The organism is Sphaerisporangium viridialbum, from assembly GCF_049674955.1.
In the GTDB taxonomy this organism is placed as follows: Bacteria; Actinomycetota; Actinomycetes; order Streptosporangiales; family Streptosporangiaceae; genus Sphaerisporangium; species Sphaerisporangium viridialbum.
The window spans coordinates 1,369,049-1,392,757 of the sequence record NZ_CP187232.1 but is presented as its reverse complement, the minus strand read 5'-3'; the positions used below and the strand labels follow the sequence as shown (position 1 = coordinate 1,392,757).

The 23,709-nt window shown below is 68.3% G+C and carries 29 protein-coding genes; 14 read left to right on the top strand and 15 right to left on the bottom strand.

Annotated elements, in window-relative coordinates; all coding sequences use genetic code 11:
- Positions 1-813: 813 nt before the first annotated feature.
- Positions 814-1,548 carry a helix-turn-helix domain-containing protein gene (locus ACOZ38_RS06625; protein ID WP_424529239.1) on the bottom strand — a complete coding sequence of 245 codons (735 nt, stop codon included), beginning with the start codon at positions 1,546-1,548 and terminating at the stop codon, positions 814-816.
- 157 nt (positions 1,549-1,705) lie between these two features.
- On the opposite strand from ACOZ38_RS06625, the gene ACOZ38_RS06620 reads away from it, so the two are divergent.
- From ACOZ38_RS06620 to ACOZ38_RS06610, 3 genes are read left to right on the top strand one after another with little or no spacing between them, the layout of a single operon-like run.
- Entirely contained in the window at positions 1,706-2,050 is a 345-nt protein-coding gene (locus tag ACOZ38_RS06620; RefSeq protein ID WP_424529238.1) for a hypothetical protein, read from the top strand.
- Positions 2,047-2,565, top strand: a complete 519-nt coding sequence (locus tag ACOZ38_RS06615) for a GntR family transcriptional regulator (protein ID WP_424529237.1) — start codon at positions 2,047-2,049, stop codon at positions 2,563-2,565. Before ACOZ38_RS06620 ends, ACOZ38_RS06615 begins: the two co-directional genes overlap by 4 nt.
- Before the next feature lie 34 nt (positions 2,566-2,599).
- Entirely contained in the window at positions 2,600-3,259 is a 660-nt protein-coding gene (locus ACOZ38_RS06610) for an HD domain-containing protein (RefSeq protein ID WP_424529236.1), read from the top strand.
- Here the strand turns inward: ACOZ38_RS06610 and ACOZ38_RS06605 are convergent.
- Entirely contained in the window at positions 3,143-3,619 is a 477-nt protein-coding gene (locus ACOZ38_RS06605; RefSeq protein WP_424529235.1) for an NUDIX hydrolase, read from the bottom strand. The two genes, ACOZ38_RS06610 and ACOZ38_RS06605, sit on opposite strands and share 117 nt — an antisense overlap.
- Before the next feature lie 2 nt (positions 3,620-3,621).
- Positions 3,622-4,362, bottom strand: coding sequence for a helix-turn-helix domain-containing protein (locus ACOZ38_RS06600; protein WP_424529234.1), 741 nt, complete (start codon positions 4,360-4,362; stop codon positions 3,622-3,624).
- Positions 4,363-4,511: 149 nt separating this feature from the next.
- On the opposite strand from ACOZ38_RS06600, the gene ACOZ38_RS06595 reads away from it, so the two are divergent.
- Positions 4,512-4,769 (top strand): hypothetical protein, encoded by a 258-nt coding sequence (locus tag ACOZ38_RS06595; protein ID WP_424529233.1) that lies wholly within the window; start codon positions 4,512-4,514, stop codon positions 4,767-4,769.
- 201 nt (positions 4,770-4,970) lie between these two features.
- Here ACOZ38_RS06595 and ACOZ38_RS06590 read toward each other — a convergent pair whose 3' ends face one another.
- The gene (locus tag ACOZ38_RS06590) at positions 4,971-5,345 is read right to left on the bottom strand and encodes a GntR family transcriptional regulator (protein ID WP_424529232.1); all 375 of its coding nucleotides are present in this window, start codon (positions 5,343-5,345) and stop codon (positions 4,971-4,973) included.
- Between the two features lie 106 nt (positions 5,346-5,451).
- On the opposite strand from ACOZ38_RS06590, the gene ACOZ38_RS06585 reads away from it, so the two are divergent.
- The 8 genes from ACOZ38_RS06585 (at position 5,452) to ACOZ38_RS06550 (ending at position 11,222) form a co-directional block, all read left to right on the top strand.
- A complete protein-coding gene (locus tag ACOZ38_RS06585) occupies positions 5,452-5,781 on the top strand; it encodes a hypothetical protein (RefSeq protein WP_424529231.1) in 330 nt (109 codons plus the stop codon).
- Complete coding sequence (locus ACOZ38_RS06580; protein ID WP_424529230.1) at positions 5,774-7,126, top strand: FtsK/SpoIIIE domain-containing protein; 1,353 nt, start codon at positions 5,774-5,776, stop codon at positions 7,124-7,126. Before ACOZ38_RS06585 ends, ACOZ38_RS06580 begins: the two co-directional genes overlap by 8 nt.
- 30 nt (positions 7,127-7,156) lie before the next feature.
- Positions 7,157-7,828, top strand: coding sequence for a DUF2637 domain-containing protein (locus tag ACOZ38_RS06575; RefSeq protein ID WP_424529229.1), 672 nt, complete (start codon positions 7,157-7,159; stop codon positions 7,826-7,828).
- Positions 7,829-7,845: 17 nt separating this feature from the next.
- A complete protein-coding gene (locus tag ACOZ38_RS06570; RefSeq protein WP_424529228.1) occupies positions 7,846-8,187 on the top strand; it encodes a hypothetical protein in 342 nt (113 codons plus the stop codon).
- Entirely contained in the window at positions 8,180-8,317 is a 138-nt protein-coding gene (locus ACOZ38_RS06565; RefSeq protein WP_424529227.1) for a hypothetical protein, read from the top strand. The genes ACOZ38_RS06570 and ACOZ38_RS06565 overlap by 8 nt, the downstream gene beginning before the upstream one ends.
- Positions 8,318-8,412: 95 nt before the next feature.
- Positions 8,413-9,786, top strand: coding sequence for a replication initiator (locus ACOZ38_RS06560; protein ID WP_424529226.1), 1,374 nt, complete (start codon positions 8,413-8,415; stop codon positions 9,784-9,786).
- A complete protein-coding gene (locus ACOZ38_RS06555; RefSeq protein ID WP_424529225.1) occupies positions 9,783-9,959 on the top strand; it encodes a helix-turn-helix transcriptional regulator in 177 nt (58 codons plus the stop codon). The genes ACOZ38_RS06560 and ACOZ38_RS06555 overlap by 4 nt, the downstream gene beginning before the upstream one ends.
- 3 nt (positions 9,960-9,962) lie before the next feature.
- Entirely contained in the window at positions 9,963-11,222 is a 1,260-nt protein-coding gene (locus tag ACOZ38_RS06550; protein ID WP_424529224.1) for a tyrosine-type recombinase/integrase, read from the top strand.
- A gap of 245 nt (positions 11,223-11,467) precedes the next feature.
- Here ACOZ38_RS06550 and ACOZ38_RS06545 read toward each other — a convergent pair whose 3' ends face one another.
- On the bottom strand, positions 11,468-12,631 hold the full coding sequence (locus ACOZ38_RS06545) for an acyl-CoA dehydrogenase family protein (RefSeq protein ID WP_424529223.1): 1,164 nt from the start codon (positions 12,629-12,631) through the stop codon (positions 11,468-11,470).
- Between the two features lie 175 nt (positions 12,632-12,806).
- Between ACOZ38_RS06545 and ACOZ38_RS06540 the strand changes: the two genes are divergently transcribed.
- Positions 12,807-14,126: a UDP-glucose dehydrogenase family protein gene (locus ACOZ38_RS06540; RefSeq protein ID WP_405144823.1), complete on the top strand. Its 1,320-nt coding sequence runs from the start codon at positions 12,807-12,809 to the stop codon at positions 14,124-14,126.
- 64 nt (positions 14,127-14,190) lie between these two features.
- Here the strand turns inward: ACOZ38_RS06540 and purE are convergent, their stop codons facing one another.
- The 3 genes from purE to ACOZ38_RS06525 all read right to left on the bottom strand — a co-directional run bounded on the left by purE (position 14,191) and on the right by ACOZ38_RS06525 (position 16,909).
- Positions 14,191-14,718 carry a 5-(carboxyamino)imidazole ribonucleotide mutase gene (gene purE / locus ACOZ38_RS06535; RefSeq protein ID WP_424529222.1) on the bottom strand — a complete coding sequence of 176 codons (528 nt, stop codon included), beginning with the start codon at positions 14,716-14,718 and terminating at the stop codon, positions 14,191-14,193.
- Positions 14,718-15,887 (bottom strand): 5-(carboxyamino)imidazole ribonucleotide synthase, encoded by a 1,170-nt coding sequence (locus ACOZ38_RS06530; RefSeq protein ID WP_424529221.1) that lies wholly within the window; start codon positions 15,885-15,887, stop codon positions 14,718-14,720. The genes purE and ACOZ38_RS06530 overlap by 1 nt, the downstream gene beginning before the upstream one ends.
- A 74-nt stretch (positions 15,888-15,961) precedes the next feature.
- The gene (locus ACOZ38_RS06525; RefSeq protein WP_424529220.1) at positions 15,962-16,909 is read right to left on the bottom strand and encodes a hypothetical protein; all 948 of its coding nucleotides are present in this window, start codon (positions 16,907-16,909) and stop codon (positions 15,962-15,964) included.
- A 189-nt stretch (positions 16,910-17,098) separates the two neighbouring features.
- Here ACOZ38_RS06525 and ACOZ38_RS06520 point away from each other — a divergent pair, with 189 nt between their 5' ends.
- Positions 17,099-17,740, top strand: coding sequence for a GtrA family protein (locus ACOZ38_RS06520; RefSeq protein ID WP_424529219.1), 642 nt, complete (start codon positions 17,099-17,101; stop codon positions 17,738-17,740).
- 14 nt (positions 17,741-17,754) lie between these two features.
- Here the strand turns inward: ACOZ38_RS06520 and ACOZ38_RS06515 are convergent, their stop codons facing one another.
- The 7 genes from ACOZ38_RS06515 to ACOZ38_RS06485 form a co-directional block, all read right to left on the bottom strand.
- The gene (locus ACOZ38_RS06515; protein ID WP_405144818.1) at positions 17,755-19,026 is read right to left on the bottom strand and encodes an ATP-binding protein; all 1,272 of its coding nucleotides are present in this window, start codon (positions 19,024-19,026) and stop codon (positions 17,755-17,757) included.
- 11 nt (positions 19,027-19,037) lie between these two features.
- Positions 19,038-19,706, bottom strand: a complete 669-nt coding sequence (locus ACOZ38_RS06510) for a response regulator transcription factor (protein WP_030451323.1) — start codon at positions 19,704-19,706, stop codon at positions 19,038-19,040.
- Between the two features lie 308 nt (positions 19,707-20,014).
- A complete protein-coding gene (gene bfr, locus ACOZ38_RS06505; RefSeq protein WP_405144817.1) occupies positions 20,015-20,509 on the bottom strand; it encodes a bacterioferritin in 495 nt (164 codons plus the stop codon).
- Between the two features lie 29 nt (positions 20,510-20,538).
- Positions 20,539-20,718 (bottom strand): (2Fe-2S)-binding protein, encoded by a 180-nt coding sequence (locus ACOZ38_RS06500; RefSeq protein ID WP_424529218.1) that lies wholly within the window; start codon positions 20,716-20,718, stop codon positions 20,539-20,541.
- 190 nt (positions 20,719-20,908) lie between these two features.
- A complete protein-coding gene (locus tag ACOZ38_RS06495; protein ID WP_424529217.1) occupies positions 20,909-21,532 on the bottom strand; it encodes an MBL fold metallo-hydrolase in 624 nt (207 codons plus the stop codon).
- Entirely contained in the window at positions 21,529-22,614 is a 1,086-nt protein-coding gene (locus tag ACOZ38_RS06490; protein ID WP_424529216.1) for an S-(hydroxymethyl)mycothiol dehydrogenase, read from the bottom strand. Before ACOZ38_RS06490 ends, ACOZ38_RS06495 begins: the two co-directional genes overlap by 4 nt.
- A gap of 82 nt (positions 22,615-22,696) precedes the next feature.
- The gene (locus ACOZ38_RS06485) at positions 22,697-23,689 is read right to left on the bottom strand and encodes an adenylate/guanylate cyclase domain-containing protein (RefSeq protein ID WP_424529215.1); all 993 of its coding nucleotides are present in this window, start codon (positions 23,687-23,689) and stop codon (positions 22,697-22,699) included.
- Between the last annotated feature and the right edge of the window lie 20 nt (positions 23,690-23,709).

The following is a 23,709-nucleotide window of genomic DNA, read 5'->3' as shown; positions in this document are numbered from 1 at the left end:
CGCAGCAACAGAACGATTGATCATTCAGACGGCACCCGAACCGCCTTCTCTATTGCGATCCTCAGCCGACTCTCCTGAGTGGACTGCCTCAGTGCTGCGCCATGGAGCCTAACGTCGGCACGTTAGTTCCGCACAAACTTCAGAGAAGGTGCTCGTGACTGGTCTGGGATCACGGATCATTCCCGCGAACCCCAGGACGTGGCGGCCAGAGAGTCTGTAGCCTCTCGATCGCCTAAGAAGTCCCCATAGGAAAGGCGCCGCCCGCTCACGCAAAAAACCGGACGGCGCCCTAGACCCACAAGGAGATCCATGTCCAATTATCGCCGAGGACGTCGGCCCAAGCGGACGCCCGATATGGCAGCCTTACTGGCTCTGATCGCGATCCTTCTGGCCGGAGTCACCATGATCACCGTCGCCCGCCTCAGCCCTGCCGGCCTCGCCACGGTCACCACGGCCCTCGGAGCCCTGTACATAGCATGGAGATCACAGGCTCGTTGATGTTCATTGCGGCAGAACGACCAACCCAAAAGTCAGTGAGCGGTACCCGGTTCGCCCGATGGCAAGGCCTGACGAAGGAGGGCCGCGGCAGCCGATCGCCCAGCCGCGTATGACGAGAACCGAAGTGAGCGATCGTCACGGCGTTGAGTGGTGACTTCTGCAGGCTTCTCGGGCGCGCGGGCGGTGCGTGCCCGGACCGGCCGGAGAGCCGCAGCCGGGCACGCTTGCCGACCGGCACGCCCGGCGGGCCGCGCAGCGGGCCGCCTTTAATAGACGTAAAGATAAGTTACTTTTCGATCTTGGTAGTGCCGACGTTCAGACTGCGTGGCGGAGCGGTGTGGCGTTGGTCCAGGTGCGTTCGATGCTGGTCAGGTAGGCCGTTGCGGTGGTGGTGTCGTCCTGGATGCGGAGGTGCATGACGGGGGCTTGGGCAGCGGGGGTGCCGTAAGCGTGGAGGTTGACGAGAAGGTTGTCGTCTGCGTGGTAGATCGAGTTGTAGAGCACGGTCTGGTGTAGCCGGATCTCGATGCCCTCGACGTCCTGTAGCGGACCGTAGAGCTTGAGCGCGTTCTTGATACGAGCTCTCATGATGTCCGGACCGATGCCTTCGTCTGTTCCGCGGCTGGCTACCTGGGGGCTGTCGGGGTCTCCGAGCATGATCCGTACGCGAGTGCCTGCTTGGGCGCGTTGGACCAGGAGGCGGAGGATGCCGGCGTCTTCGGCGAGGAACAGGCCGCTGTAGACGAGGATGTCGATTTCTCGACTGGCGGATACGAAGAGGTTCCGCCAGACAGCTTCGGGGACGGTCCAGCGGTGTGGGTAGATGGCTTTGATGTCTGGGCCGATGGGTCGGCGAGGCTTGGCGACCTCGGGCCACAGGTCGACTTCGTCCACGTCGAGTAGGTCCGCGACGGCCCACCGGTGGCGAGGATGCGGGACGCGTCCCTTCAGCCAGCGGTCCACGGTCTTGGGGTCGACGGCCAGGTTTGCGGCCACGTCGACGGCTCGCATGCGTGCTCGTGCAAGGGCATGGCGGAGGTTGTCGTTCATGAGGGTTCCCTCCCGGCTGATGCGCCTGCACCGCGAAGCTAGCACAAGACGTCCCTAGACGTCCCTAGTGGTGGTGTAGAAGTTCCGGCGCCGATAGCAGGCTCGTAGGCATGCAGCGTGCTCGGTAACAGGCACGCGAGGGCGGAAGGGATGCGCCATGGGCAAATTTAACGAGCACGAGCGGCCGTTCATGGACGGGCTCCTTCTGGAACTGCGTGACCGGCTTGCAGGCCGTGGGATGACGACCGCCCACATGTCCGATGAGGAGGGTCGGCCGTGTCTGGAAGTCCTCGACAGGGATCTTCGGGCTCGGCGTGTCTACGTGTATGTGGCGTTCCTGTGGTTCTTCTGGGGTGATCAACAGGATGAGCGGACCTCGTGCTACCAGCTCGACGAGGCGGCGAAGGTCATAGAGGCGGCGGCCAAGGCGGGATGGCATGCAGAGGGACAGGGGGACCTTGGTCCGGTCCTGCAGGAGATCCTCGACACCTATCAATCGTGACCGCCTCAGGAGCCGGCAAGGCGGGCCGCTGGCTGACCGGATGGCGGGTTTACTCCCAGCTCGCCGACCGGCTGCGGGAGCGAATCGGCGGAGGTGTCTACCCGGCGGGCGCCTATCTGCCGTCGGAGACGGCGCTCAGCGAGGAGTTCGGCGTGGCGCGCAACACGGTCCGTCGTGCGTTGGCCGTGCTGGTGGAGGAGAGGCTCGTGGCCACGATCCGCTCCAAGGGGCGTCTCGTACTGGAGCAGGAAGCCCGCAACCTTGACCGGGAGTACCTGTATCAGTCGATCGCGGCGGACCTACGCGCTCAGATCGAGGCCGGCGAACTGCCGCCCGCAAGCAAGGTGCCAAGCGAAAAGGACCTTCGCCAGCGCTACGGCGCCTCGCGAACCACAGTCCGTCAAGCTCTGGGACTACTGGAGACAGAGGGAATGATCGTCGCGGTCCACGGCAAGGGCCGGTTCGTAGTGCCCGGTTGGCAAGGACGTCTGAAGACGTCTGACTCTGGTCCCTAGCTCACCTGCGCGGGCGCCTGGAATCGTGAACGGCATGAGAGACATCGCCCATGTGGCCCGTGAGCTGGCACGAAAGACACTACAAAACACGCTTCCGCGCCGGTGGGAGCACTCGCTTGGGGTCGGCCGACGGGCTGAGCAGCTCGCCTCGATCCTGGGCAAGGATGCGGAACTTCTAGCCGCGTCGGCTTACCTGCACGACATCGGTTACGCACCGGACCTGGTCGACACCGGCTTCCATCCGATCGACGGAGCGCGTTACCTGCGTGATGTTCACGGCGCCGATGAACTGCTGTGCCGCCTGGTCGCCCATCACACCTGCGCGGAGATCGAGGCCGGTGACCGTGGCCTGCTGGACATCCTGCAAGGAGAGTTCCCCAAGCAGCGGCCGGACCTCGTGGAGGCGCTCACCTACTGCGACATGACCACGAGCCCGGACGGGGCGCGGGTCGAAGTCGCTGATCGGCTGGCCGAGATCCGCGAGCGCTACGGCCCCGGGGATCTGGTCACCAGAACGATCACCAAAGCGACCCCTTGCATCCTGTCGGCAGTGCACGCGGTGCAGGGGCGGATGGCGCTAGCCGATGTGCGGCTCGACGACACCGTGAAGGTAGTGGCCGATCCGCAACCGCATCGAACGATCCATCGGGTATCCCTCCGCCTGGTCGCGGCTCACCCAGCGCACTTCGCGTGATTCGTCGCTGGGCGTCGGCTCGCCGGCGACGGCCCGAGCGGTGAGCAGGATCGAGAACTCCTGCCGGACCTCGCCGTTGCTGGTGTAGAGGATCACGTGCTTCGGGTCGCTGTAGGTCCCCACGATGCCGGTGATCTCGCACTCGATCCCGGTCTCTTCGCGGGTCTCGCGAACGGCGGCTTGCGGGATCGACTCGCCGAGATCGATCGCTCCGCCCGGAACCGCCCAGTTGTCGTTGTCGGAACGACGGATCATCAGTATCTCGTCCGCGTCATTGGTGACCACGACGTTCACCGACGGCACGAGGCTGTTGGCCGCGGGGGCGTCCGGGTCGTCGTAGAAGTCGATCCTGCGAGCCATGATCAGGACTCTACCGGGCGGGCTTCCTCCCACACCCGTTCGAAGCTGGCGGAGTAGGTGGCCACCATGTCCCCGCCGATCACTTTCTTCAAGTGCAGCACGGGGGCGTTGGCGGCGGGCTGGCCGTACACGTGCGGGTTGACGAGGAACTGGTCGTCGGCCCGATAGATCGAGTTGTAGAGGATCGTGCCATGGAGCCGGATTTCGACGTTCTCGATGGCACGGATCGGCTGATAGAGCACCAGGGCATTCCGCGCCTTGGCCGCCATCGCCACGCCGATGCCTTCGTCGGCCCCCCGCTGGGCCACCTGGGGCGATTCGGGATCGCCGAGCAGGATCCGCACCCGGACCCCGCCGGTGGCCTTGTCGCCGAGAAGCTTGATCATGCCCGCGTCCTCGGCCAGGAACATGCCGCTGTAGAGGAGCAGACCGATCTCTCGCTTGGTCTGGGCGAAGAAACGTCCCCAGATGTCCCGGGGGACGGCCCAGCGGTGCGGGTAGACGTGAATGATCTCGCTTTCGCCGGCTGCGCTGACCTGCTCGGGTGTGAGCGCGTCCGGCCATAGATAAGCCTCGTCCACCTGCAGAAACGTCGCGATCGCGTAGCGGTGTTTGCGGTAGGGGCGGCGTGCCTGTGTGACCCACCGTTCGACCGTTTTCGGGTCGACCTCGGTCGCCGCGGCCAGGTCGCCGATCGTGACGCCCCGTTCCAAAAGGGCCGCGCGCAACCTCTCGTTGGCCATCTCACCTGCTCGTAAGGACGTCCAGGGACGCCAAAACCCTAGTCGGGACGTCTTGCACACGTCCAGTCGTGTAGTGATCTCGTCCCCCCTCTTGGTCGCATTCTCGATCTCGCACCACGAAACCGAACGTGACGAGAGAGGAGACCTCGATGACCAACGAGATTCCCCCGCTGGACGAGACCCCGCCGTGCGAGTGCGGCGCGCGAATGTCGGAGGGGGCCAAGACCTGCCGCAAGTGCGCGTCCGTCCTGCGGTGGCAGCGCCGTCAGGCCAAGCGGCGCAAGCTTCGCCGACCGAGCACCCGGCCCGCCGGCCGTCCGCGTCGTACCCGTGGCGCTGGAACGGCCGCCATGACGGTGATGATCACGTGCCTGTGCCTGGGCCTCGCGGGGGTGATGTGGTCATGAGCACGATCTTCGCTCTGGGAGTGATCGCCCTTGGCCTCGCCGGGATGACGGCCTTCGTGGTCGTGCTGATCGGCGTCCGCCAAGAGGACCGGCGCATGCGCTTATCGGTCAACCCGAATACTCCCTCGGCGACCTTCGCCCGGCGAGTTATCGGCGTCCACGTCCGCGACAACCGTCCGGGTGCCAACGACGGTGCGGGTGTCAGCTTCGCGGCGACCGGCGGGGCTTGCCGGTCTGCTGCGACAGCGACGACTCGACCCGTTCGAGTCGTTCGGACAACTCTTTGATGCTCGCGCGGATCTCCGCCAGTTCCTCCGCGCGCCGCGTTGGCTCGTCACCGGCCGCGCTCTCGGCCTCGCGGACGTACACGCCTTTGCCTTGCTGGCCGATGACCAGCCCTTCGTTCCGCAGGATTCCGACCGCCATCTTCACCACCGACAGCGAGGCGTCGTAGTCCTCGGCAAGCCGCGCCGTCGACGGTAGCGGCTCACCCGGCGCCAGCGTCCCCCGGCGAATCTGATCGCGCAGATCGTCAGCGATCTGCAGATATCCGGGGCGGCCGGTCTTCTTGACCATCCCCCAAGTTGAGCACACCTCGGGCAACCAAGCCAACCACGAGGGCATTGACACCCAGGCCAACTAGGTTAACTATGTTGGCTAAGATACAGAAGGAGGTCACGGCATGCGCAACATCCCGATCCCCGTCGACACCAACCGACTCCAGTTCACGTGCGTGAAGGCTCCCCGGCCGCGCCTGGTCAACCAGGACACCGGCGAGATCAAGAAGGACAAGGACGGCCAGATCGTTCACGAGGTCGTCCTGCTGGCCGAGGACGATGCCGGCCGGATCGAACTGCTCAAGGTCGGCTTGTCCGGCGATTCCTCGATCTCCCCCGGGAACCAGGTGATCCCGGTCGGGCTGGTCGGCTACGTGTGGGAGATGGGCCAGCGGTGGGGCATCTCCTACCGCGCCACCTCCTTCGCCCCCGCGGGGGTGGCCCCTCGTGCGTGAACTGCTCTTGGGGGCGCTCGCCTACCTGGCCGCAGTGCTGACCGCGATGTGGACGTGGCGGCACTGGCATTACCGGTCGTACTGGCTGCTGATCGGCTACACCCTCACCGCGATCAGCGTGCGTGCCACCTGGCGCAAGGTCGCTCTCGGCTGCGCTTTGACCAAGAAGCAACAGCGCTGGTGGTTCACCGTCGTGCCTGGCGCGATCGCCTCTACCGGCATTGTCAAGGTCCGGCGCCGCTTTCAACGGGTCGCGGTCGACGTCAAGCCGTGGATGTGGTTGCCCTTACCCACCCGGCACGGCTGGCGCGTCACCGTCCGCCTGCTGGAGGGGCAGATCCCGGGCGACTACGCCGAAGCCGCCGAACGGCTCGCGCACTCGTGGGGCGTGCACGCGGTCCGCGTCTCCTCTCCGCGCCCCGGGCGGGTCGTTCTGGCCGTGACGATTCGTGACCCACTGGTCCGCCTCGACACTCTGCCGGCCTCGGGTGAGCTGTTGAAGGTCGCGGTCGGCAAGCTGGAGACCGGTGGGCTGTGGACGATCGACTTCCGCACCGTCCCGCACTGGATGAACGCCGGTGCGACCCAGTCCGGTAAGTCGAACCTGGCCAATGCGTTGATCGTCGGCCTGGCCCCGCAACCGGTCGCCCTGGTCGGGTTCGACCTGAAGGGCGGGGTCGAGTTCGCCCCGTACGGGCCGCGGTTGTCGGCGCTGGCCACCGATCGGGCCGAGTCGGTCGCACTGCTGGCTGACCTGGTCGCCCTGATGATCGATCGGATGGGCCTGTGCCGCGCCGGTGGCGCCCGGAACATCTGGCAACTCCCGGCCGCCCTGCGGCCGGTGCCGGTCGTGGTCCTGGTCGATGAGCTGGCCGAGCTGTACCTGATGGCCGACAAGTCGGAGAAGGACGAGATCGCAAGATCGTCCACGGCGCTGCTGCGGATCGCCCAGCTCGGGCGGGCGTTCGGCATCTACCTGTTCGTATGCGGGCAGCGGATCGGCTCCGACCTCGGCCCCGGTGTAACCGCCCTACGGGCTCAGTGCTCGGGACGCATCTGCCACCGCGTCAACGATCCCGAGACCGCGACCATGACCCTCGGCGACCTCGACCCTGCCGCCCTGGTCTCCACGCGGGCCATCCCCGCAGAGACTCCCGGCGTCGCCATCGTGGCCTCCCAAGACGGCCAGTGGTACCGGGCCCGCTCGTTCTACGTGGCCGAGCACCTCGCCGAACACGCGGCACGCGCCTACGCGCACCTCACCCCGTCCTGGGACGAGCTCACTGCCCCTGAGTACCGCAGGGAGGTGATCGAAACCGACATCCCCACCCTGATGGACGCCTGACCCGTACACGCGATCAGAAAGGGGGAGACGATGCGACGCTTCGCCGGTTGGCTGGCCGACTCCGGGCCGGTCCTCATCCTGGCAGCAATCGCCGGCGCCGGATCGTTCACCCACATCCGCGACACCGCCACCGCACACGGACAGCACGGCTGGATGGCCTGGGCCATCGCGGTCTGCGTCGACCTCACCTGCGTAATGGCGGCCCGGGAACGCCAGCGCGACAAGAAGACCGGACGCCTCCGGACGGGGTGGGCCTCCTGGCCGACGCTCGTCCTGGCCGGCGGAATCGTCCTGTCCCTGGCCGCCAACCTGCACCAAGCCCAACCCTCCGCCTGGGGCTGGCTGGTCGCAGCCACCCCCGCGAGTGCGTTCCTCGTCGCGGTCTCCATGCTCGAACGCCGCTCCTCCGGCCCCCGTCCCGATCCGTCCGCGCTCTCGTCCCCCGCGGCGGATGCACCGTCCCCGTCCTCGTCGGCGACCGTCCCCGTCCCCGCGCTCACCTCCGGCTCTCAGGACGAGGAGGACGGCAGGACCGGGCCGTCCCCAGAACTCCTCGACTACGCCCGCAAGGTCGCCACCGAGTACCACGCCCAGCACCACAAGCAGATCAACCGCGACGCGCTCCGCGCCCGGCTGGGCGTGTCCAACCAACTCGCTTCCGACCTGCTGCGCCACCTGCGAGCGCTGTCCGAAACCACCTGAAGAAGGGAGAACCAACCATGAACGACAACCGTGCCGCGATCATCTCCGGCCTTCGTGACCTGGCCGACTTCCTCGACACCAACCCCGACATCCCCACCCCTGCTCCGGAGGTGATCGCCTACTACTTCCCCCGCCGCGCCTCCGACCCTCAGATGTGCGCCGACATCGACAAGGTCGCCGCCTATCTCGGCAGCGAGGTCACCGCCGACTACCCCGACAGTGGCCATTACCGCACCTCGATCACCTTCGGGCCGGTCGCATACAGGGCCGTGGCCGTCCTCGCCGATCGCCGTGCCCGCTACGAGGCCGAAACCAGCTACGCGGGATGCGTCGTCCCCGGCGACAGCACCGATGTCTGAGGACGACCAGGGCGACGAGGTGATCGTCATCCGTTACCGCTGTTGCACCTGCAACGGCACCGGAGTCGACAGCCTCGGTGACACCTGCGCCGACTGCTTCGGCAACGGCATGGACAACCTCGGGGCCTAGCCCCAGGCGCCCCCGGCCTGGCCGCACATCCACCAAGACGAGTGCCAGGTCGGGGGCCATCCCTCCACCCATACGAGTGAAAGGAGGACACCATCTTGCCCGTATCCGCCCTCGACTCGCACGCGATCGCCGGCATCATCACCCGACTCGACAGCCCCGACTACGACAGATGGGCCAAGCAGATCCGCCGGACCGGCGGATGCCGACAGCCCATCAACATGCGCGGCAGCGTCCTGCACGTAGACCCCGCCACCGGCCAGCGCCTGCACACCTACACCACCCACAGCGAAGCCGGCGGGGTGCTCCGACTGCCGTGCAAGACCCGCCGGGCGAGCCGTTGCCCGGCGTGCGCCAAGACCTACCGTGGTGACACCTACCAGCTCATCCGCGCTGGCCTGATCGGTGGCAAAGGCGTCCCTGCGGCTGTCAGCGCTCACCCCTGCGTGTTCGTGACGCTCACGGCCCCTTCGTTCGGCGTGGTTCACAGTCGACGAGAGCGGGGCGGCAAGACGCTCCCGTGCCACCCCCGGCGCGACGCCGAGACCTGCCCGCACGGACGGGCCCTGTCCTGCACGGCCCGGCACGGTGCCGACGAGAAGGTTTTGGGCGAACCGCTGTGCCCGGACTGCTACGACTACACCGGCTCGGTACTGTTCAACGCCGCCGCCTCCCTGTTGTGGGCGCGCTTCGCCGACGCCCTGCGCCGCAGACTGGCGAATGCCGGCGGGCTCACCCTTCGCGAACTACGGCAACACTTGGTCGTCTCCTTCGCCAAGGTCGCCGAATACCAGCGCCGCGGCGTCGTCCACCTGCACGCCGTGATCCGCCTCGACGGACCGGAGGGCCCCACCTCGCCTCCTCCACCCTGGGCAACCTCCGATGTGCTCGCGACAGCCGTACAGGGGGCCGCCCCGGCCGTCACAGTGAGGCTCTCGACAATCCCCGGTGAGCCGGTACACGTGCTGCGCTGGGGCCGGCAACTCGACATCCGACCGATCACTGCCAGCGGGGACCTGACCGAACAGACGGTCGCGGCGTATGTGGCCAAGTACGCCACCAAAGCCGCCGAATGCGTCGGCACCCTCGACCGACGCATCTACCCCCTGGAAGACCTGGCCGCGTTCGGACTTCGCGAGCACCCCCGGCGACTGATCGCCGAATGCTTCCGCCTCGGTTCCCTGCCCCACCTGGCCGAACTGCGCCTTACCCACTGGGCTCACATGCTGGGCTACCGAGGCCACTTCTCCACGAGAAGCCGCCGCTACTCCACCACCCTGGGCGCGCTCAGAGCAGCGCGTGAACGCTTCGTTCACACCGAAGAGGTCACCACTGGCCGGTTGCCGATCCTTCCGGAAGACGAACCGGTCACAATCGCCCGTTGGGCATACGCCGGCCGTGGACTGACCTCAGGTGAACAACTGCTCGCTGCCGCACTGGCCGGTACTCGGCTCCTGGACGGTGGCCGATGAGGACGCTCGAACGGCTCTGGACCGTGGAAGAGGTCTCGAACTTCCTCAGCGTGCCGGTGGCGACGCTCTACCAGTGGCGACACCACCGGACCGGTCCACGTAGCCGAAAGATCGGCCGTCACCTGCGCTACGTGCCCGAGGACGTCATGTCCTGGGTCCGGGAACAGGAGTAGCCGATGGCCTACGTCAAGGACCTGTGGACCAAGACCGTTCGTCGCCCTGACGGCAGGACGGAGAAGGTCAAGACCTTGCGATACGGTGGCGGAAAGCGCTGGCTCGCCGTGTGGCTTGATCCCGATGGGAACGAGGTGTCCGCCGCCTTTGACCGGAAGGTCGATGCGGAGAAGAAAGCCGCGTCGATGGGCACCGACGTCAACCGCGGCGAGTACATCGCCCCCAACGCCGGCAAGGTGCTGTTCGGCGACATCGCGGCCCGCTGGCTCAACTCCCGCATCGTCGACCCGTCCACGAAGATCAGATACGAGTACATCTACCGCTTACACGTCAGCCCGGCGTTCGCGCGGCGGCAGGTGAAGAGCATCCTGCCCTCGCACGTCCAGGCGTGGATAAGTGACCTGAACGAGCGCTACGGTCCGTCCACCATCGAGACGTCGTTCCTCGTCCTGCAAGGCGTCCTTGAACTGGCCGTCGCGGACGAGGCGATCAGGAAGAACCCGGCCCGATCCCCGATAGTCCAAGTGCCCAAGCGGCCCGGCGAAGAGCTGATCGCGTGGGCGGACGAGCGGGTCCACGCGGTGATCCACGCCCACCCGGCCCTCTTCCGTCTCGTCCCGATCATCGCCGCCTCCTGCGGCCTGCGTCAGGGAGAGCTGTTCGGCCTGGCTCTAGAAGACGTCGACTTCGACGAGGGAATCATCCGCGTCCGGCGGCAGATCAAGAAGCTCGGCAGAGACCACGTGTTCGCCCTGCCCAAGAACGACCGTGAGCGCATGGCACCGCTCCCCGAGTGGGCCACTGGGGCCATCAAACGGCACGTCAAGGCGTATCCCTCGCTCGCCTGCTCGCTGCCCTGGGAGAAGCTCAACGGCCCTCTCCGTACGCACAACCTGCTCTTCCGCTGGACGGACGACAAGTTCATCAGAGCGCGCGGCTACAGCGAACTCGTCTGGAAGCCCGCCCTCGTCGCGGCCGGCGTCATCCCGGATGCCGAGAAAGACGCCCGAGCACGGAAGCGCTTCACGACCTCCCGCAGGGAGGGCCTCCACCAACTCCGCCACTACTACGCGAGCGTCATGCTCGCGGGCGGCGTCTCCGTGAAGGAACTCGCCGAGTACCTTGGCCACGCCGACCCCGGCTTCACGCTCCGGGTGTACGCCCACATGATGCCCGGCTCCCACGACCGCGCCCGCAAAGCCATCGACGACCGCCTGTTCCGTCCCCGAGCCGTCTCTGACGATCAAGGCGCCACGGGGTAGCCCTCGGAGGCACACGAGCCACCGGCGAGGAGAACCGCCCGGTGGCTCTTCGCTTTTCGTGACCAGCGCTCGTCACGCGGGGTGAGCACCGGCGTCTCCTACTGGGAGCCGTTAACGATCAACGCGAGACGCGCTCGGCAACTCTCACGGAACAGCCACGGAACAAGATCTATTAGAGGTCCCGAATCGGACATGACGAACCCCGCCGCCCACGCGAAGGAAGCGAGGTTTCTGCACGTCAATAGCTACTTCAGGAGCTGGCGGGCCATGACCATTCTCTGGATCTGGTTGGTGCCCTCGTAGATTTGGGTGATCTTGGCGTCGCGCATCATGCGTTCTACCGGGTAGTCGCGGGTGTAGCCGTAGCCGCCGAGGAGCTGGACGGCGTCGGTGGTGATGTCCATGGCGGCGTCGGAGGCGGCGCACTTGGCGGCGCTGGAGAAGAAGGTGAGGTCGGCGGCCTTCTGGCCGTGCATCGCGAGCTCGGACTTGGCCGCCGCCGCGTACGTGAGCTGCCGGGCGGACTCCAGCTTCATCGCCATGTCGGCGATCATGAACTGCAGCCCCTGGAACTCGGCGATGGGCTTGCCGAACTGCTTGCGCTCCTTGACGTAGCCGATGGCGTAGTCGAGCGCGCCCTGGGCGATGCCGAGGGCCTGGGCGGCGATGGTGATGCGGGTGTGGTCGAGGGTCGCGAGGGCGGTCTTGAAGCCGGTGCCCTCCTCGCCGATCATCCGGTCGGCGGGGATCCGCACGTTCTCCAGGATGACCTGCCGGGTGGGCGAGCCCTTGATCCCGAGCTTCCTCTCCTTGGCGCCGAAGCTCACGCCCTCGTCGTCCTTCTCGACGACGAACGCGGAGATGCCCCGGGCCCCGGCCTCGGGGTCGGTGACGGCCATGACCGTGTAGAACTCCGACACGCCCGCGTTGGTGATCCACATCTTGGTGCCGTTGAGCACGTAGTGGTCGCCGTCGCGGACCGCGCGCGTCTTCATCGCGGCGGCGTCGGAGCCGGCTTCGGGCTCGGACAGGGCGTACGAGAACATGCCCTCACCGCGGGCCACGGGAGCCAGATAGCGCTGCTTGAGATCCTCGGAGGCGGACAGCAGCAGCGGCACCGTGCCGAGCTTGTTGACGGCCGGGATCAGCGAGGACGACGCGCAGGCCCGCGCGACCTCCTCGATGACGATCACGGTGGCGAGCGCGTCGGCCCCCGCACCGCCATACTGCTCAGGGATGTGCACGGCGTGCAGGTCGGCGGCGACCAGGGCCTTGTACGCCTCCCACGGGAACTCGCCGTTCTCGTCGACGGCGGCGGCGTGCGGGGCGATCTTCTCGTCGGAGAGGGCCCGCACGGTCTCACGCAGCATCTCGTGCTCTTCGGCGGGCGCGTAGAGAGGGAAGCTCATGGACAGATAGTAGGACGTCCAACAATACGGATGCTGAAGCAGGGGTATATGGAAGTCACCCCTCCGGCGAAATGTCCTATTTGTACTGTTGCAGGAGGTAGGGGGGCCGGTAACATGCCTCGGCAACGTAACGGTAAAGATGGGATCGACAGCCGTACATGGAAGGAGCACGCTCGTGTCCTATCGCCTGACGGTCCTGGGGACCGGATACTTGGGTGCCACGCACGCGGCGTGCATGGCCGCGCTGGGCTTCGAAGTGCTCGGGCTGGACGTGGATCCCGCGAAGATCGCCAGCCTGCAGGCCGGCGAGCTTCCCATCCACGAGCCCGCCCTTGAGGAGCTGCTCCAGCGCGGGCTGGAGTCGGGGCGGCTACGCTTCACGACCTCCTACGAGGAGGCCGCCGAGTTCGGCGACGTGCACTTCGTCTGCGTAGGAACCCCGCAGAAGAAGGGCGAGTACGCGGCCGACGTGTCCTACCTGGACGCGGTCGTCGAGTCGCTCGCCCCCCACCTCACCCGCGAGTGCCTGGTCGTCGGCAAGTCGACCGTGCCGGTCGGCACCGCCCAGCGCCTCGCCGACAAGCTCGTACGGCTCGCGCCGGCCGGGGAGCTGGTGGAGCTCGCGTGGAACCCCGAATTCCTGCGCGAGGGCTTCGCCGTGCGGGACACCATGCATCCCGATCGCATCGTGCTCGGCGTCGTCTCCGACAAGGCCGAGAAGGTCATGCGCGAGGTGTACGAGCCCATGCTGTCGGAGGGCACCCCTCTGATCATCACGGACTACCCCACCGCCGAGCTGGTAAAGGTGGCCGCCAACGCCTTCCTGGCCACCAAGATCTCCTTCATCAACGCGATGGCCGAGGTCTGCGAGGCGGCGCACGCCGACGTCAAGGACCTGTCGCTCGCGCTGTCGTTCGACGAGCGCATCGGCGGCCGGTTTCTCAACCCCGGTCTCGGCTTCGGCGGCGGCTGCCTGCCCAAGGACATCCGCGCGTTCATGGCACGCGCCGGCGAGCTCGGCGCCGACCAGGCGCTGACGTTCCTCCGCGAGGTGGACGCGATCAACATGCGCCGCCGGGCCCGCATGGTCGACCTGGCCCGCGAGCTGGCGGGCGGCTCGTTCCGCGGCTGTACGGTCGGGGTGCTCGGGGCGGCGTTCAAGCCCAACTCCGACGACATCCGCGATTCCCCCGCCCTGGACGTGGCCGTCAAGATCCGCGAGCAGGGCGGGAAGGTCACGATCTACGACCCGGTGGCGCTCGCCAACGCCCGCAGGGCCCATCCGACCCTCGGGTTCGGGTCCTCGGCACTGGACGCCGCGCGCGGCGCGCACGTCGTGCTGCTGCTGACCGAGTGGCAGGAGTTCATCGACCTCGACCCCGAGAAGCTCGGCGGCGTCGTGGCCGCCCGCAAGATCGTGGACGGCCGCAACGCGCTGGACGCCGAGACCTGGCGCGCCTCGGGCTGGCACTACCGCGCGCTGGGCCGCCCGTAGCGAGCGAGACCGGCGAGGCCGCGGCTCACCCGGCCGGAGGTCGCGCAGCCCGTCAGGAGCGCGCCTAGCCCTTCGGGCCCGGGTCTGCCAGGGTCTCGGCCTCGGCGCGGAGCCGGGCGCCCTTGGCATGCGCCTGGTCCCTGAGAGCGGCCTGGAAATCGGTCATCTTCGCGCGCAGCTCCTCGGACGCGGCGGCGAGGACGCGGACGGCGAGCAGCCCGGCGTTGCGGGCGCCGCCGATCGCCACGGTGGCCACCGGCACCCCCGCGGGCATCTGCACGATGGACAGCAGTGAGTCCATGCCGTCGAGGTACTTCAGCGGCACCGGCACACCGATCACCGGCAGCGGGGTCACGGACGCCAGCATGCCGGGAAGGTGGGCGGCTCCCCCGGCGCCCGCGATGATCACGCGGAGCCCCCTGGACGCCGCCTGCTCGCCGTAGGCGATCATCTCCTGGGGCATGCGGTGTGCGGAGACCACATCGGCCTCGAACGGGACGCCGAACTCACCCAGCGCCTCGGCCGCGAGCCGCATCACCGGCCAGTCGGAGTCGCTGCCCATCACGATGCCGACCACGGGATTCGCTGCCATCAGACGTACTCTCCCGTGGCGAGGTGGACGGCGGCGTGGCGGGCGCGGGCACGCACCTCGTCGAGGTCGGTGCCGAGCGCGGTGACGTGCCCGATCTTCCGGCCGGGACGCACCTCCTTGCCGTAAAAGTGGATCTTCACGCCCGGGTCGTGGGCCATCACGTGCTCGTACCGGCCGAAGACGCCGGGATCCTCCCCGCCGAGCACGTTGACCATGACCACGACGGGCGCCGCAGGGGCGGGCGAGCCCAGCGGCAGGTCGAGGACGGCGCGCAGGTGCTGCTCGAACTGCGAGGTGCGGGCGCCCTCGATGGTCCAGTGGCCGCTGTTGTGCGGGCGCATCGCCAGCTCGTTCACCACGATGCGGCCGGCCGGGAGCTGGAACATCTCCACCGCGAGCAGCCCGGTCACCCCGAGCTCGTTGGCGATCTTGAGCGCGGTGTGCTGCGCCACCGCGGCGTCCTCGGGGTCGAGCCCCGGCGCGGGCGCGATGACCTCGACGCAGATGCCGTCCTGCTGGACGGTCTCCACGACCGGGTAGCTGACCCCCTGGCCGTGCGGCGACCGCGCGACGAGCACCGCGAGCTCGCGCTCGAACGGCACGAACGCCTCGGCCATCAGCTCGGTGCCGCTGGCCAGCACCTCACCGACCTCCTCCACCGACGAGCAGACCCACACGCCCCGGCCGTCGTAGCCGCCGCGCACGGCCTTGAGCACGATCGGCCAGCCGTGCTCCTTGCCGAAGCCCTCGAGGTCGTCGGCGGACGAGACCCGGGCCCAGGCGGGGCAGGGGACGCCGATCGCGGTGAGCCGCTCGCGCATCACGGCCTTGTCCTGCGCGTGCACGAGCGCCTCTGCGCCCGGGTGCACGGCGAGGCCGTCCGCGGCGAGGGCCTGGACGTGGCCGGTCGGCACGTGCTCGTGGTCGAAGGTGATCGCGTCGCAGCCGGCCGCGAACTCGCGCAGGACGGCGAGGTCGCGGTAGTCGCCGAGCCGGGTGTCGGCGATCACCCGGGCGGCGCTCTCGTCGAGGGAGTTGGCGAGGACGCGCAGCTCGACGCCGAGGGCGATGGCCGCCTGCTGGGTCATGCGGGCGAGCTGGCCCGCGCCGACCATGCCGACGACAGGCCCGATGGGAGGCGTTTCGCCCCTGGTCACAACACTGGTCACAAGCTCAAACCCTACCCAGGACCATCAGGTGGCCGTGCTGTCGGCCGGTTGCCCGTACGTAGGGCCTGTGAAGGTCAGGCGGTGATGTCGGCGAGGCCTCTGGTCATCGCCACGGTGGTCAGCCTGCCGTCGGCGGTGACCTTGGTCGCCAGGACGACGACCTCGCCGGCGTGGATGGTCGTGGGGTTCGGCTTGCCGGTGAAGGCCCGTACGGCGTCCGCGCCGAACACCGGGTGGGCGAGCCTGCGGGCGCCCGTCTTCTGCGTGTACACGATCTTGAGCGCGTGGAAGACCAGCGCGCCGCCGTCGGCGAGCCCGAGGGCCCTGGTCTCGGACGGCACGAGCTGCACATCGGAGCTGAGCCGGTCGGGCCGTACGGTGGCCGGCTTCTTGACCAGCTCGGCGAGCAGGGCGCGCATCGGGTCGCCCGCGGCGAACCGCACGCCGCTCAGCCCCGCGCGGTCGGAGAGGAAGGCCAGGTGCTTCTGTGGCACGAGCCGGGCGCGGACCCCGTCCTCGGGATCATCTGTGGGCACGACACGGGTGGTCTGCTGGGCGTCCAGCTCGGGAGCGGCCCCGAGGAGCCTGATGGGGCCGTACGCGAGCCGCCAGCGGTCCTCCTCCCGGGCGAAGACGAAATAGGAGAGCTTGGGCTCGTGGGCCAGCACGACGAACCACGGATGCTCCGCGGGGCGGTCGGGCAGGAAGTAGTCGACGTCGCCGTAGTTGAGCGGTGCGGGTGCAGGGCGGCCCTTCCTGACCGCCTCGCAGGCGCGGGTGCCCAGCTCACTCTCCGCCGAGGTCGTGAGGAAGGCGACCTTGGCGCAGTCGCGCTTCTTCCAAGCCTCGTCGAGCTCTTTGAGCAGGGCGAAAGCGGTGGCGGCATCCTCGGGACCCACGGTCTGGGCGGGGGCGCTCACGGCATCGGGGGGCGCCGTCCGGTCAGGCTGACCGTCGGCCTGTGCGCCACAGGCTGTCAGCAGGGCGGCACTGATTCCCAGAGCGACAAGTCGGCGCAGCACGCTCGGAGCCACCTCTCCAGGGCACACCTTTGCGATCTGCGGCGCAGCCTAGCGCACCGTGTCAGTTACTACCCGTGAAAGTCCGGATATTTGCTGAAACGGTCTTTTTGACGAGCTTGTGTGACTGGACGCGAGGTCTGCCGTAGCACCGGTAACCTGATGGGGCTCCGGACCCCAGGAAGGACTGTTGTGCAGCTCATACGTCGCCTGTATGACAGGTTCTCCTCGCTGTTCCGCGAGCTCGCCAAGTTCGGCACGGTGGGCGCCGCCGCCTTCGTGGTCGACTTCGGCGGCACCAACCTCCTGCGGTACGGGGTGCAGCTCGGGCCGCTGACCTCCAAGGTCTTCGCGACCGTGCTCGCCGCCACGCTGGCCTACCTCGCCAACCGCTACTGGACGTGGCGGCACCGCGAGCAGACCGGCCTGGCCCGCGAGTACTTCCTGTTCTTCGTGCTCAACGGCATCGGCCTGCTGATCTCGCTGCTCATCATCGGCTTCGTCGAGTACACGCTCAAGATGGCCGACCCGCTGAGCTACAACATCTCGCTCATCATCGGCACGGCACTCGGCACGCTGTTCCGCTTCTGGTCGTACAAGAAGTGGGTGTTCCTGCCGCCGGAGCTGCCGCCGGTCGACCCGCACACCGGGCTTCCCGAGACGGGCGAGGAGTCGCCTCACCGCCCTCACCAGGGTTCTGAGGGCGTCGTGCCACCGCCCCCTGGCGCTCCGGGCATCCGGCTGGGGGATCCCGCCCGTCTGAACGGCGACGGCAACCACGCCACCTTCTCGCCACCGGCCTCGCCCCCGCCGGAGCGGGCCACCAGGCCCTGACCCCGCGAGCGGCATCACGCCGGGCCGCTGACCACACGGTGCCGCGCCGTCTCGTCGGCGGGGCGCAGGAAGAGCGCGAACACCGCCGGTCGCGGCCGTACCAGCTCTAAGCGCCCGCCGTCAGAGGCGGTGAGCGCGCGGGCCAGCGTCAGCCCGAGCCCCGTACCGCCGGCGCCGCTGACGTTGCGGTCGAACACGCGGGCGCGAAGGTGCTCGGGGATGCCCGGCCCCCTGTCGGCCACCTCTATCACGATCGATTTGTCCGAGCTGCCCGTCGTGATCGTCACCGGGCCGTCGCCGTGCTCCAGGGAGTTCTCCAATAACGTCGAAACCACCTGGCTCAGCCCGCCCTTGCTGACGAGCGCGCGCAGGCCGCGGTTTCCCTCAAGATGGAGCGACCGCCTTGACCTGCGGAATGCCGGCTCCCACTCGGTGATCTGCTGGCGCAGCACCTCGTCGACCGAGATGGCCTCCGCCTGCGCGTGGCGCTGCCGCCGGGCGGCGGCGAGGAGCTCGTCGATGACGGCGGTGAGCCGCTCGGCCTGGACGATCGCCGCCTCGCCCTCCTCGCGGACGATCGCGGGCTGGGTGGCGGCGGCCACGATCTCCTCCAGCCGCATGGTGAGCCCAGTGAGGGGCGTGCGCAGCTGGTGGGAGGCGTCGGTCGCGAACTCCCGCTCGCGGCTCAGCAGGTCGGCGATGCGGGTGGCGCTGCGGTCGAGCACCTCGGCCACCCGATCGAGCTCGGGTATGCCGTAGCGGTGCCTGCTCGGCCGGGCGTCACCGGAGCCCAGCCGCTCCGCGATCCTGGCGAGATCCAGGAGCGGCAGGGTGAGCCGGCGTGACTGCACGACGGCGAGCGACACCGCGACCGCTAGCGCGAGACCGGCCAGGGCCACGATGAGCAGGAGCCACCCCCGGATGTTCCGCTCGACCTGGGCTCGGTCACGCGTTATCCGGACGTAGACCCCACTCTCGGAATGGGTTTCCTCGGTCATCTGCCGATCGGGGGGCGGCTCCGTACCGACGATGACCGTCGGGCTGTTGCGGATGAAGATCTGGACATACCTGTTGGGATACTGCCGCTGCAGCTCGTCGGGATCTATGGGCCGCTCCTCGATGCGGGCGTATTCCACCTGGCTGAGCAGCAGCGTCGCCTGTGCCCGGAGCTGCTGGACCGCCTCGTCGTTGATGAGGCGGGTCACCACCAGCCCGAGCGGGACACCCAGGAGCAGGACCGCGATGGCCGCGACTACCAATGTCGAAGACAGCAACCTACGGCGCATCTAGCTATGGGCTATTCGCGCTCGAATCGGAAGCCAACTCCACGAACCGTGGTGATGTAACGCGGCTTGGCGGCATCGTCCCCCAGCTTGCGGCGCAGCCACGAGATGTGCATGTCGAGGGTCTTGGTCGAACCCCACCAGTTCGTGTCCCACACCTCACGCATGATCTGCTCGCGGGTGACGACCTTGCCCGCGTCGCGTACGAGCACGCGCAACAGGTCGAATTCCTTGGTGGTCAGATGCAGCTCCTTGTCTCCCATCCAGGCACGCCGCGAGTCGGCGTCGATGCGCACGCCCTGGACCACGGGGGTCTCAGAGGTGCCGCGCCGCAGCAGCGCCCGCACACGGGCTAGTAGCTCGGCGAGCCGGAACGGCTTGGTCACATAGTCGTCGGCTCCCGCGTCGAGACCGACCACGGTGTCCACCTCGTCGACGCGCGCCGTCAGGATCAGCACGGGCGTGCCGTGCCCTTCGGCGCGAATGCGGCGGGCGACCTCCAGGCCGTCCATTTCGGGTAGGCCCAAGTCAAGCACGATGAGGTCGACGCCCCCGGACAGAGCCCTTTCCAGGGCCTGCGGGCCATCGGGGCTCACCTCCACCTGATAGCCCTCTCGGCGCAGCGCGCGCGCCAGGGGCTCGGAGATCGAGGTGTCATCCTCGGCGAGAAGTACGCAGGTCATAAAGCGATCGTAGGACCTTAGGCGATCGTTTCCCGGGTACAGCGCGCGGTTTGACTTGTCGTTGACCCACCAATTGACCTGGGCAAAGACGGAGAAAGGGGGATGAGCCCTCCCGCACTAACCTGGTACCCCAAGCGCACCGCGGCTATCCGCGCCGAGCGGTCCCGACACGCCCGGACACGCCGGGGACACGCGGAGAGACGCCGACGGCCCGCCGGAAAACCCGGGCGGGCCGTGTCGTGAGCGCGGCTTCTGTCACCGGTCTCGGTGACATCGGCAAAATTGTGCTAAAGAAATCCGGCGGGACGCTAGGAGCCGGAGTCCGAGCCGCCCGGAAGCTCCACGAAACGCTGGAGGTAGAGCGCCTCGCCGAGGGTGTTCAGCAACTGCAGCTCGGTCTCGAGGTGGTCGATGTGGTGCTCTTCGTCCTCAAGGATGCCCTCGAAGACGCGGGCCGAGGTCGCGTCGCCGCGCTCCCGCATCAGCTGGATGCCGGGACGCAGGCGCTGGACCACCTCGACCTCCAGCTGAAGGTCGGCCTCCAGCTGCTCCTTCACGGTCTGCCCGATGTGGAGAGTGCCGAGCTTCTGGTAGTTGGGCAGGCCTTCGAGCATCAGGATGCGGTCGGTGAGCACCTCGGCGTGCCGCATCTCGTCGATGGACTCGGCCCTGGTGTACGCGGCGAGCTTGGTGTATCCCCAGTGCTCCTGCAGCTTGGCGTGGAGGAAGTACTGGTTGATCGCCGTGAGCTCTGACGTCAGCTGCTCGTTCAGCAGAGCGATGATGTCTTTGTCCCCCTGCATGTGCAAGCCCCTTGATCTATGCGGTTGATCTATGCGGTCGCGACAAGTTCCTCAGATCGCTTCAGCATTGCACAAATCTTCCGGACGCATGTCGCGCAGTCCCTGCCCGCTCCCGTGGTGTCACGGATCTGGCGAGCGGACTTCGCACCTGCGGCGATACAGGCGTGAACGTCGTGCTCGGTCACGGCCTGACAGATGCATACGTACATGCGAGGAGTGCCTCTCACGGCGGGGGAAGGTAGGTTAGGCACACCTAAGGTAACCCATAGAGCTAAGGCTTGCCTACGTGACCTGGCTAACACTGACGCTGCCTTCACCCCGTCATTGAGGCGCCGCTGTGTCACTGACCTCGCGCTGCCGTGCGCATGCCGGCAGGCGATGTCAGTGACTTCCGGCCGGTCAGTGGCCCCGGGCGATCCACTTCTCCAGATCGGGCGCCTCGGACCCGATGCTCGTCGAGTCGCCGTGACCGGTGTGGACGACGGTCTCGGGAGGCAGGACCAGCAGCCGGTCCCTGATGGAGTCGATGATCGTGTCGAACGACGAGTACGACCGCCCGGTGGCCCCCGGCCCGCCCGAGAAGAGCGTGTCCCCCGTGAAGACGGCTCCGAGGTCGGGAACGTGCAGGCTGACGGCCCCAGGGGCGTGGCCGGGAGTGTGGAGCACGCGCAGGGCGGTGCCGGCCACCTCGACCACGTCACCGTCGTGGAGCGGCTCGTACGGCCGCGCGCTGCCGTACACCATCTCCCACAGGACGGCGTCGGCCGGATGCAGCAGGATCGGGGCGCCCGTGGCGTCGGCCAGCGCCCCGGCGGCGTTGATGTGGTCGTTGTGGGCGTGGGTGCAGATGATCGCCTTCAGCCGGCGGCCGCCCACCGCCTCCTGGATGGCCTGCGCGTCGTGGGCGGCGTCGATGACGACCACCTCGTGGTCGTCGCCCACGAACCACACGTTGTTGTCGACGTCCCAGGTGCCGCCGTCGAGCGTGAAGGTGCCCGAGGTGACGAGCTTGCCGATGGTCACAGGACCACCACCGAGCGGAGGACCTCGCCGCGGTGCATCTTGGCGAAGGCGTCCTCGACCTGGTCCAGCTCGATCGTCTCGGAGACGAACCCGTCGAGGTTGAGCCTGCCCTGCAGGTAGAGGTCGATGAGCATGGGGAAGTCGCGGCTCGGCAGGCAGTCGCCGTACCAGGAGGACTTCAGCGAGCCGCCCCGGCCGAAGACGTCCAGCAGCGGCAGGTCGAGCGTCATGTCCGGAGTCGGCACGCCCACGAGCACGACGGTGCCGGCGAGGTCGCGGGCGTAGAAGGCCTGCTTGTAGGTCTCGGGGCGGCCGACCGCCTCGATGACGACGTCGGCGCCGTGCCCGCCGGTGAGCTCGCGGATCGCCTCCACCGGGTCGGCGGTCTTGGAGTTGACGGTGTGGGTCGCGCCGAACTGGCCCGCGAGGCCGAGCTTGCGGTCGTCCACGTCCACCGCGATGATCTTCGCGGCGCCCGCGAGCGACGACCCGAGGATCGCCGCGTTGCCGACCCCGCCGCACCCGATGACGGCGACCGAGTCACCGCGGGACACCCCGCCGGTGTTGATCGCGGCGCCGAGGCCCGCCATCACGCCACAGCCGAGCAGACCGGCCACGGCGGGCCGGGCATCGGGGTCGACCTTGGTGCACTGCCCCGCGGCGACCAGCGTCTTCTCGGCGAACGCCCCGATGCCGAGGGCGGGGCTGAGCGCCGTGCCGTCCGCGAGGGTCATCTTCTGGGCGGCGTTGTGGGTGGCGAAGCAGTACCACGGGCGGCCCCGGAGGCACGCCCGGCAGTTGCCGCAGACGGCGCGCCAGTTGAGGATCACGTAGTCACCCGGGGCGACGCTCGTGACGCCGGCGCCCACGGCCTCGACGACGCCGGCGGCCTCGTGGCCGAGCAGGAAGGGGAACTCGTCGTTGATCCCGCCCTCGCGGTAGTGCAGGTCGGTGTGGCACACCCCGCAGGCCTGCACGTTCACGACGGCCTCGCCGGGCCCCGGGTCGGGGACGATGACGGTCTGCACCGACACGGCCTCGCCCTTGCCCCCCGCTATCACACCCTGGACTTCGTACGGCATGTGGGTCCCTCCATTTATCGACCTACATCAACGTGCATCGACACATCAATGGCGTTCAGAATGTTGACGACCGGCGCGGCCGTCAAGACCGGCGTAGTACGTAGGGCTGGATCATCCCGAGGCCGCGGGCCGGGCGCCTGCGGATGCGCTGGGCCGCGATCCCCGGCCTGCCCTCGATCGCCTCCGCCACGCCCGGATCGACGAGCACCGTGCACGGGTGGGCTATCGCGGTCAGCCGCGCGGCGAGGTTCACGGTCGTCCCGAAGACGTCGCCCATGATCGGGAGCACCGGGCCGTACGAGAGGCCGACGCGCACCTCCCTGCCCTCGTCGCGGATCGCGTCGACCAGCTCCAGCGCGACGCGCGCCGCCGTCTCCGCCGTGGGGGCGGTGAAGAGCACCTCGTCGCCGAGGGTCTTGACCACCCGGGCGCCGTGCGCGGCGACGACGTCGGAGGTGATGGACTCGAAGTTCTCCACCAGCTCGGCCAGGCCCTGCTCGTCCAGCTCGCGGGAGACCTGGGTGAAGGAGACCAGGTCGGCGAACCCGACGGCGAGGGTCAGGCGGCCCGGCACCGTCTCGGTGTTCGGGTCGGTGATCGTGAGCAGGCGGGTGCCCGCCGCGGCGAGCTGGGCCCGCCAGACGTGGACGAGCAGGCGCTCGAACTCGGGCAGGAGCTTGCGCGAGATCGCGAGGACGTCGGCCAGCTCCTTGTCGGTCGGCGCCTCCGCCGGGCCGAGCATCGCCCCGATCATGATCTCGGCCTGCCACTGGGCGAGCCTCGCCGTGGTCTGGCCGAGCGCCCTCGCCATCCGTACGACCGTGGTCTCGTCGATCAGCTCGCCGCCGAGCATGCCGGCCACGCGGCGCAGCGCCTCCACGTCCGCGTCGGTGAAGGCAGGGGTGTCGTCGGCGGGCGTGGCGAACCCGAGCGCGCGCCAGATGCGCTGGGCGAGCTCCGAGGGGACCCCGGCCCGCCTCGCCACCTCCCCGCGCGTATGACGAGGCGCGGAGCCCACGAACAGCCGCTCGATCTGCTCGGCTGTCGGACGTCCCGCGGTCTCGGTCTCACGCACCTTCAGGAGGTTACGCCACG

What these genes read in the sequence shown, in the direction of transcription:
- ACOZ38_RS06625 (WP_424529239.1), bottom strand. Translation starts at nt 1,548, where the DNA reads ATGAACGACAACCTCCGCCATGCCCTTGCACGAGCACGCATGCGAGCC.
- ACOZ38_RS06620 (WP_424529238.1), top strand. Translation starts at nt 1,706, where the DNA reads ATGGGCAAATTTAACGAGCACGAGCGGCCGTTCATGGACGGGCTCCTT.
- ACOZ38_RS06610 (WP_424529236.1), top strand. Translation starts at nt 2,600, where the DNA reads ATGAGAGACATCGCCCATGTGGCCCGTGAGCTGGCACGAAAGACACTA.
- ACOZ38_RS06605 (WP_424529235.1), bottom strand. Translation starts at nt 3,619, where the DNA reads ATGGCTCGCAGGATCGACTTCTACGACGACCCGGACGCCCCCGCGGCC.
- ACOZ38_RS06600 (WP_424529234.1), bottom strand. Translation starts at nt 4,362, where the DNA reads ATGGCCAACGAGAGGTTGCGCGCGGCCCTTTTGGAACGGGGCGTCACG.
- ACOZ38_RS06595 (WP_424529233.1), top strand. Translation starts at nt 4,512, where the DNA reads ATGACCAACGAGATTCCCCCGCTGGACGAGACCCCGCCGTGCGAGTGC.
- ACOZ38_RS06590 (WP_424529232.1), bottom strand. Translation starts at nt 5,345, where the DNA reads ATGGTCAAGAAGACCGGCCGCCCCGGATATCTGCAGATCGCTGACGAT.
- ACOZ38_RS06585 (WP_424529231.1), top strand. Translation starts at nt 5,452, where the DNA reads ATGCGCAACATCCCGATCCCCGTCGACACCAACCGACTCCAGTTCACG.
- ACOZ38_RS06575 (WP_424529229.1), top strand. Translation starts at nt 7,157, where the DNA reads ATGCGACGCTTCGCCGGTTGGCTGGCCGACTCCGGGCCGGTCCTCATC.
- ACOZ38_RS06570 (WP_424529228.1), top strand. Translation starts at nt 7,846, where the DNA reads ATGAACGACAACCGTGCCGCGATCATCTCCGGCCTTCGTGACCTGGCC.
- ACOZ38_RS06565 (WP_424529227.1), top strand. Translation starts at nt 8,180, where the DNA reads ATGTCTGAGGACGACCAGGGCGACGAGGTGATCGTCATCCGTTACCGC.
- ACOZ38_RS06555 (WP_424529225.1), top strand. Translation starts at nt 9,783, where the DNA reads ATGAGGACGCTCGAACGGCTCTGGACCGTGGAAGAGGTCTCGAACTTC.
- ACOZ38_RS06550 (WP_424529224.1), top strand. Translation starts at nt 9,963, where the DNA reads ATGGCCTACGTCAAGGACCTGTGGACCAAGACCGTTCGTCGCCCTGAC.
- ACOZ38_RS06545 (WP_424529223.1), bottom strand. Translation starts at nt 12,631, where the DNA reads ATGAGCTTCCCTCTCTACGCGCCCGCCGAAGAGCACGAGATGCTGCGT.
- purE (WP_424529222.1), bottom strand. Translation starts at nt 14,718, where the DNA reads ATGGCAGCGAATCCCGTGGTCGGCATCGTGATGGGCAGCGACTCCGAC.
- ACOZ38_RS06515 (WP_405144818.1), bottom strand. Translation starts at nt 19,026, where the DNA reads ATGCGCCGTAGGTTGCTGTCTTCGACATTGGTAGTCGCGGCCATCGCG.
- ACOZ38_RS06510 (WP_030451323.1), bottom strand. Translation starts at nt 19,706, where the DNA reads ATGACCTGCGTACTTCTCGCCGAGGATGACACCTCGATCTCCGAGCCC.
- bfr (WP_405144817.1), bottom strand. Translation starts at nt 20,509, where the DNA reads ATGCAGGGGGACAAAGACATCATCGCTCTGCTGAACGAGCAGCTGACG.
- ACOZ38_RS06500 (WP_424529218.1), bottom strand. Translation starts at nt 20,718, where the DNA reads ATGTACGTATGCATCTGTCAGGCCGTGACCGAGCACGACGTTCACGCC.
- ACOZ38_RS06490 (WP_424529216.1), bottom strand. Translation starts at nt 22,614, where the DNA reads ATGCCGTACGAAGTCCAGGGTGTGATAGCGGGGGGCAAGGGCGAGGCC.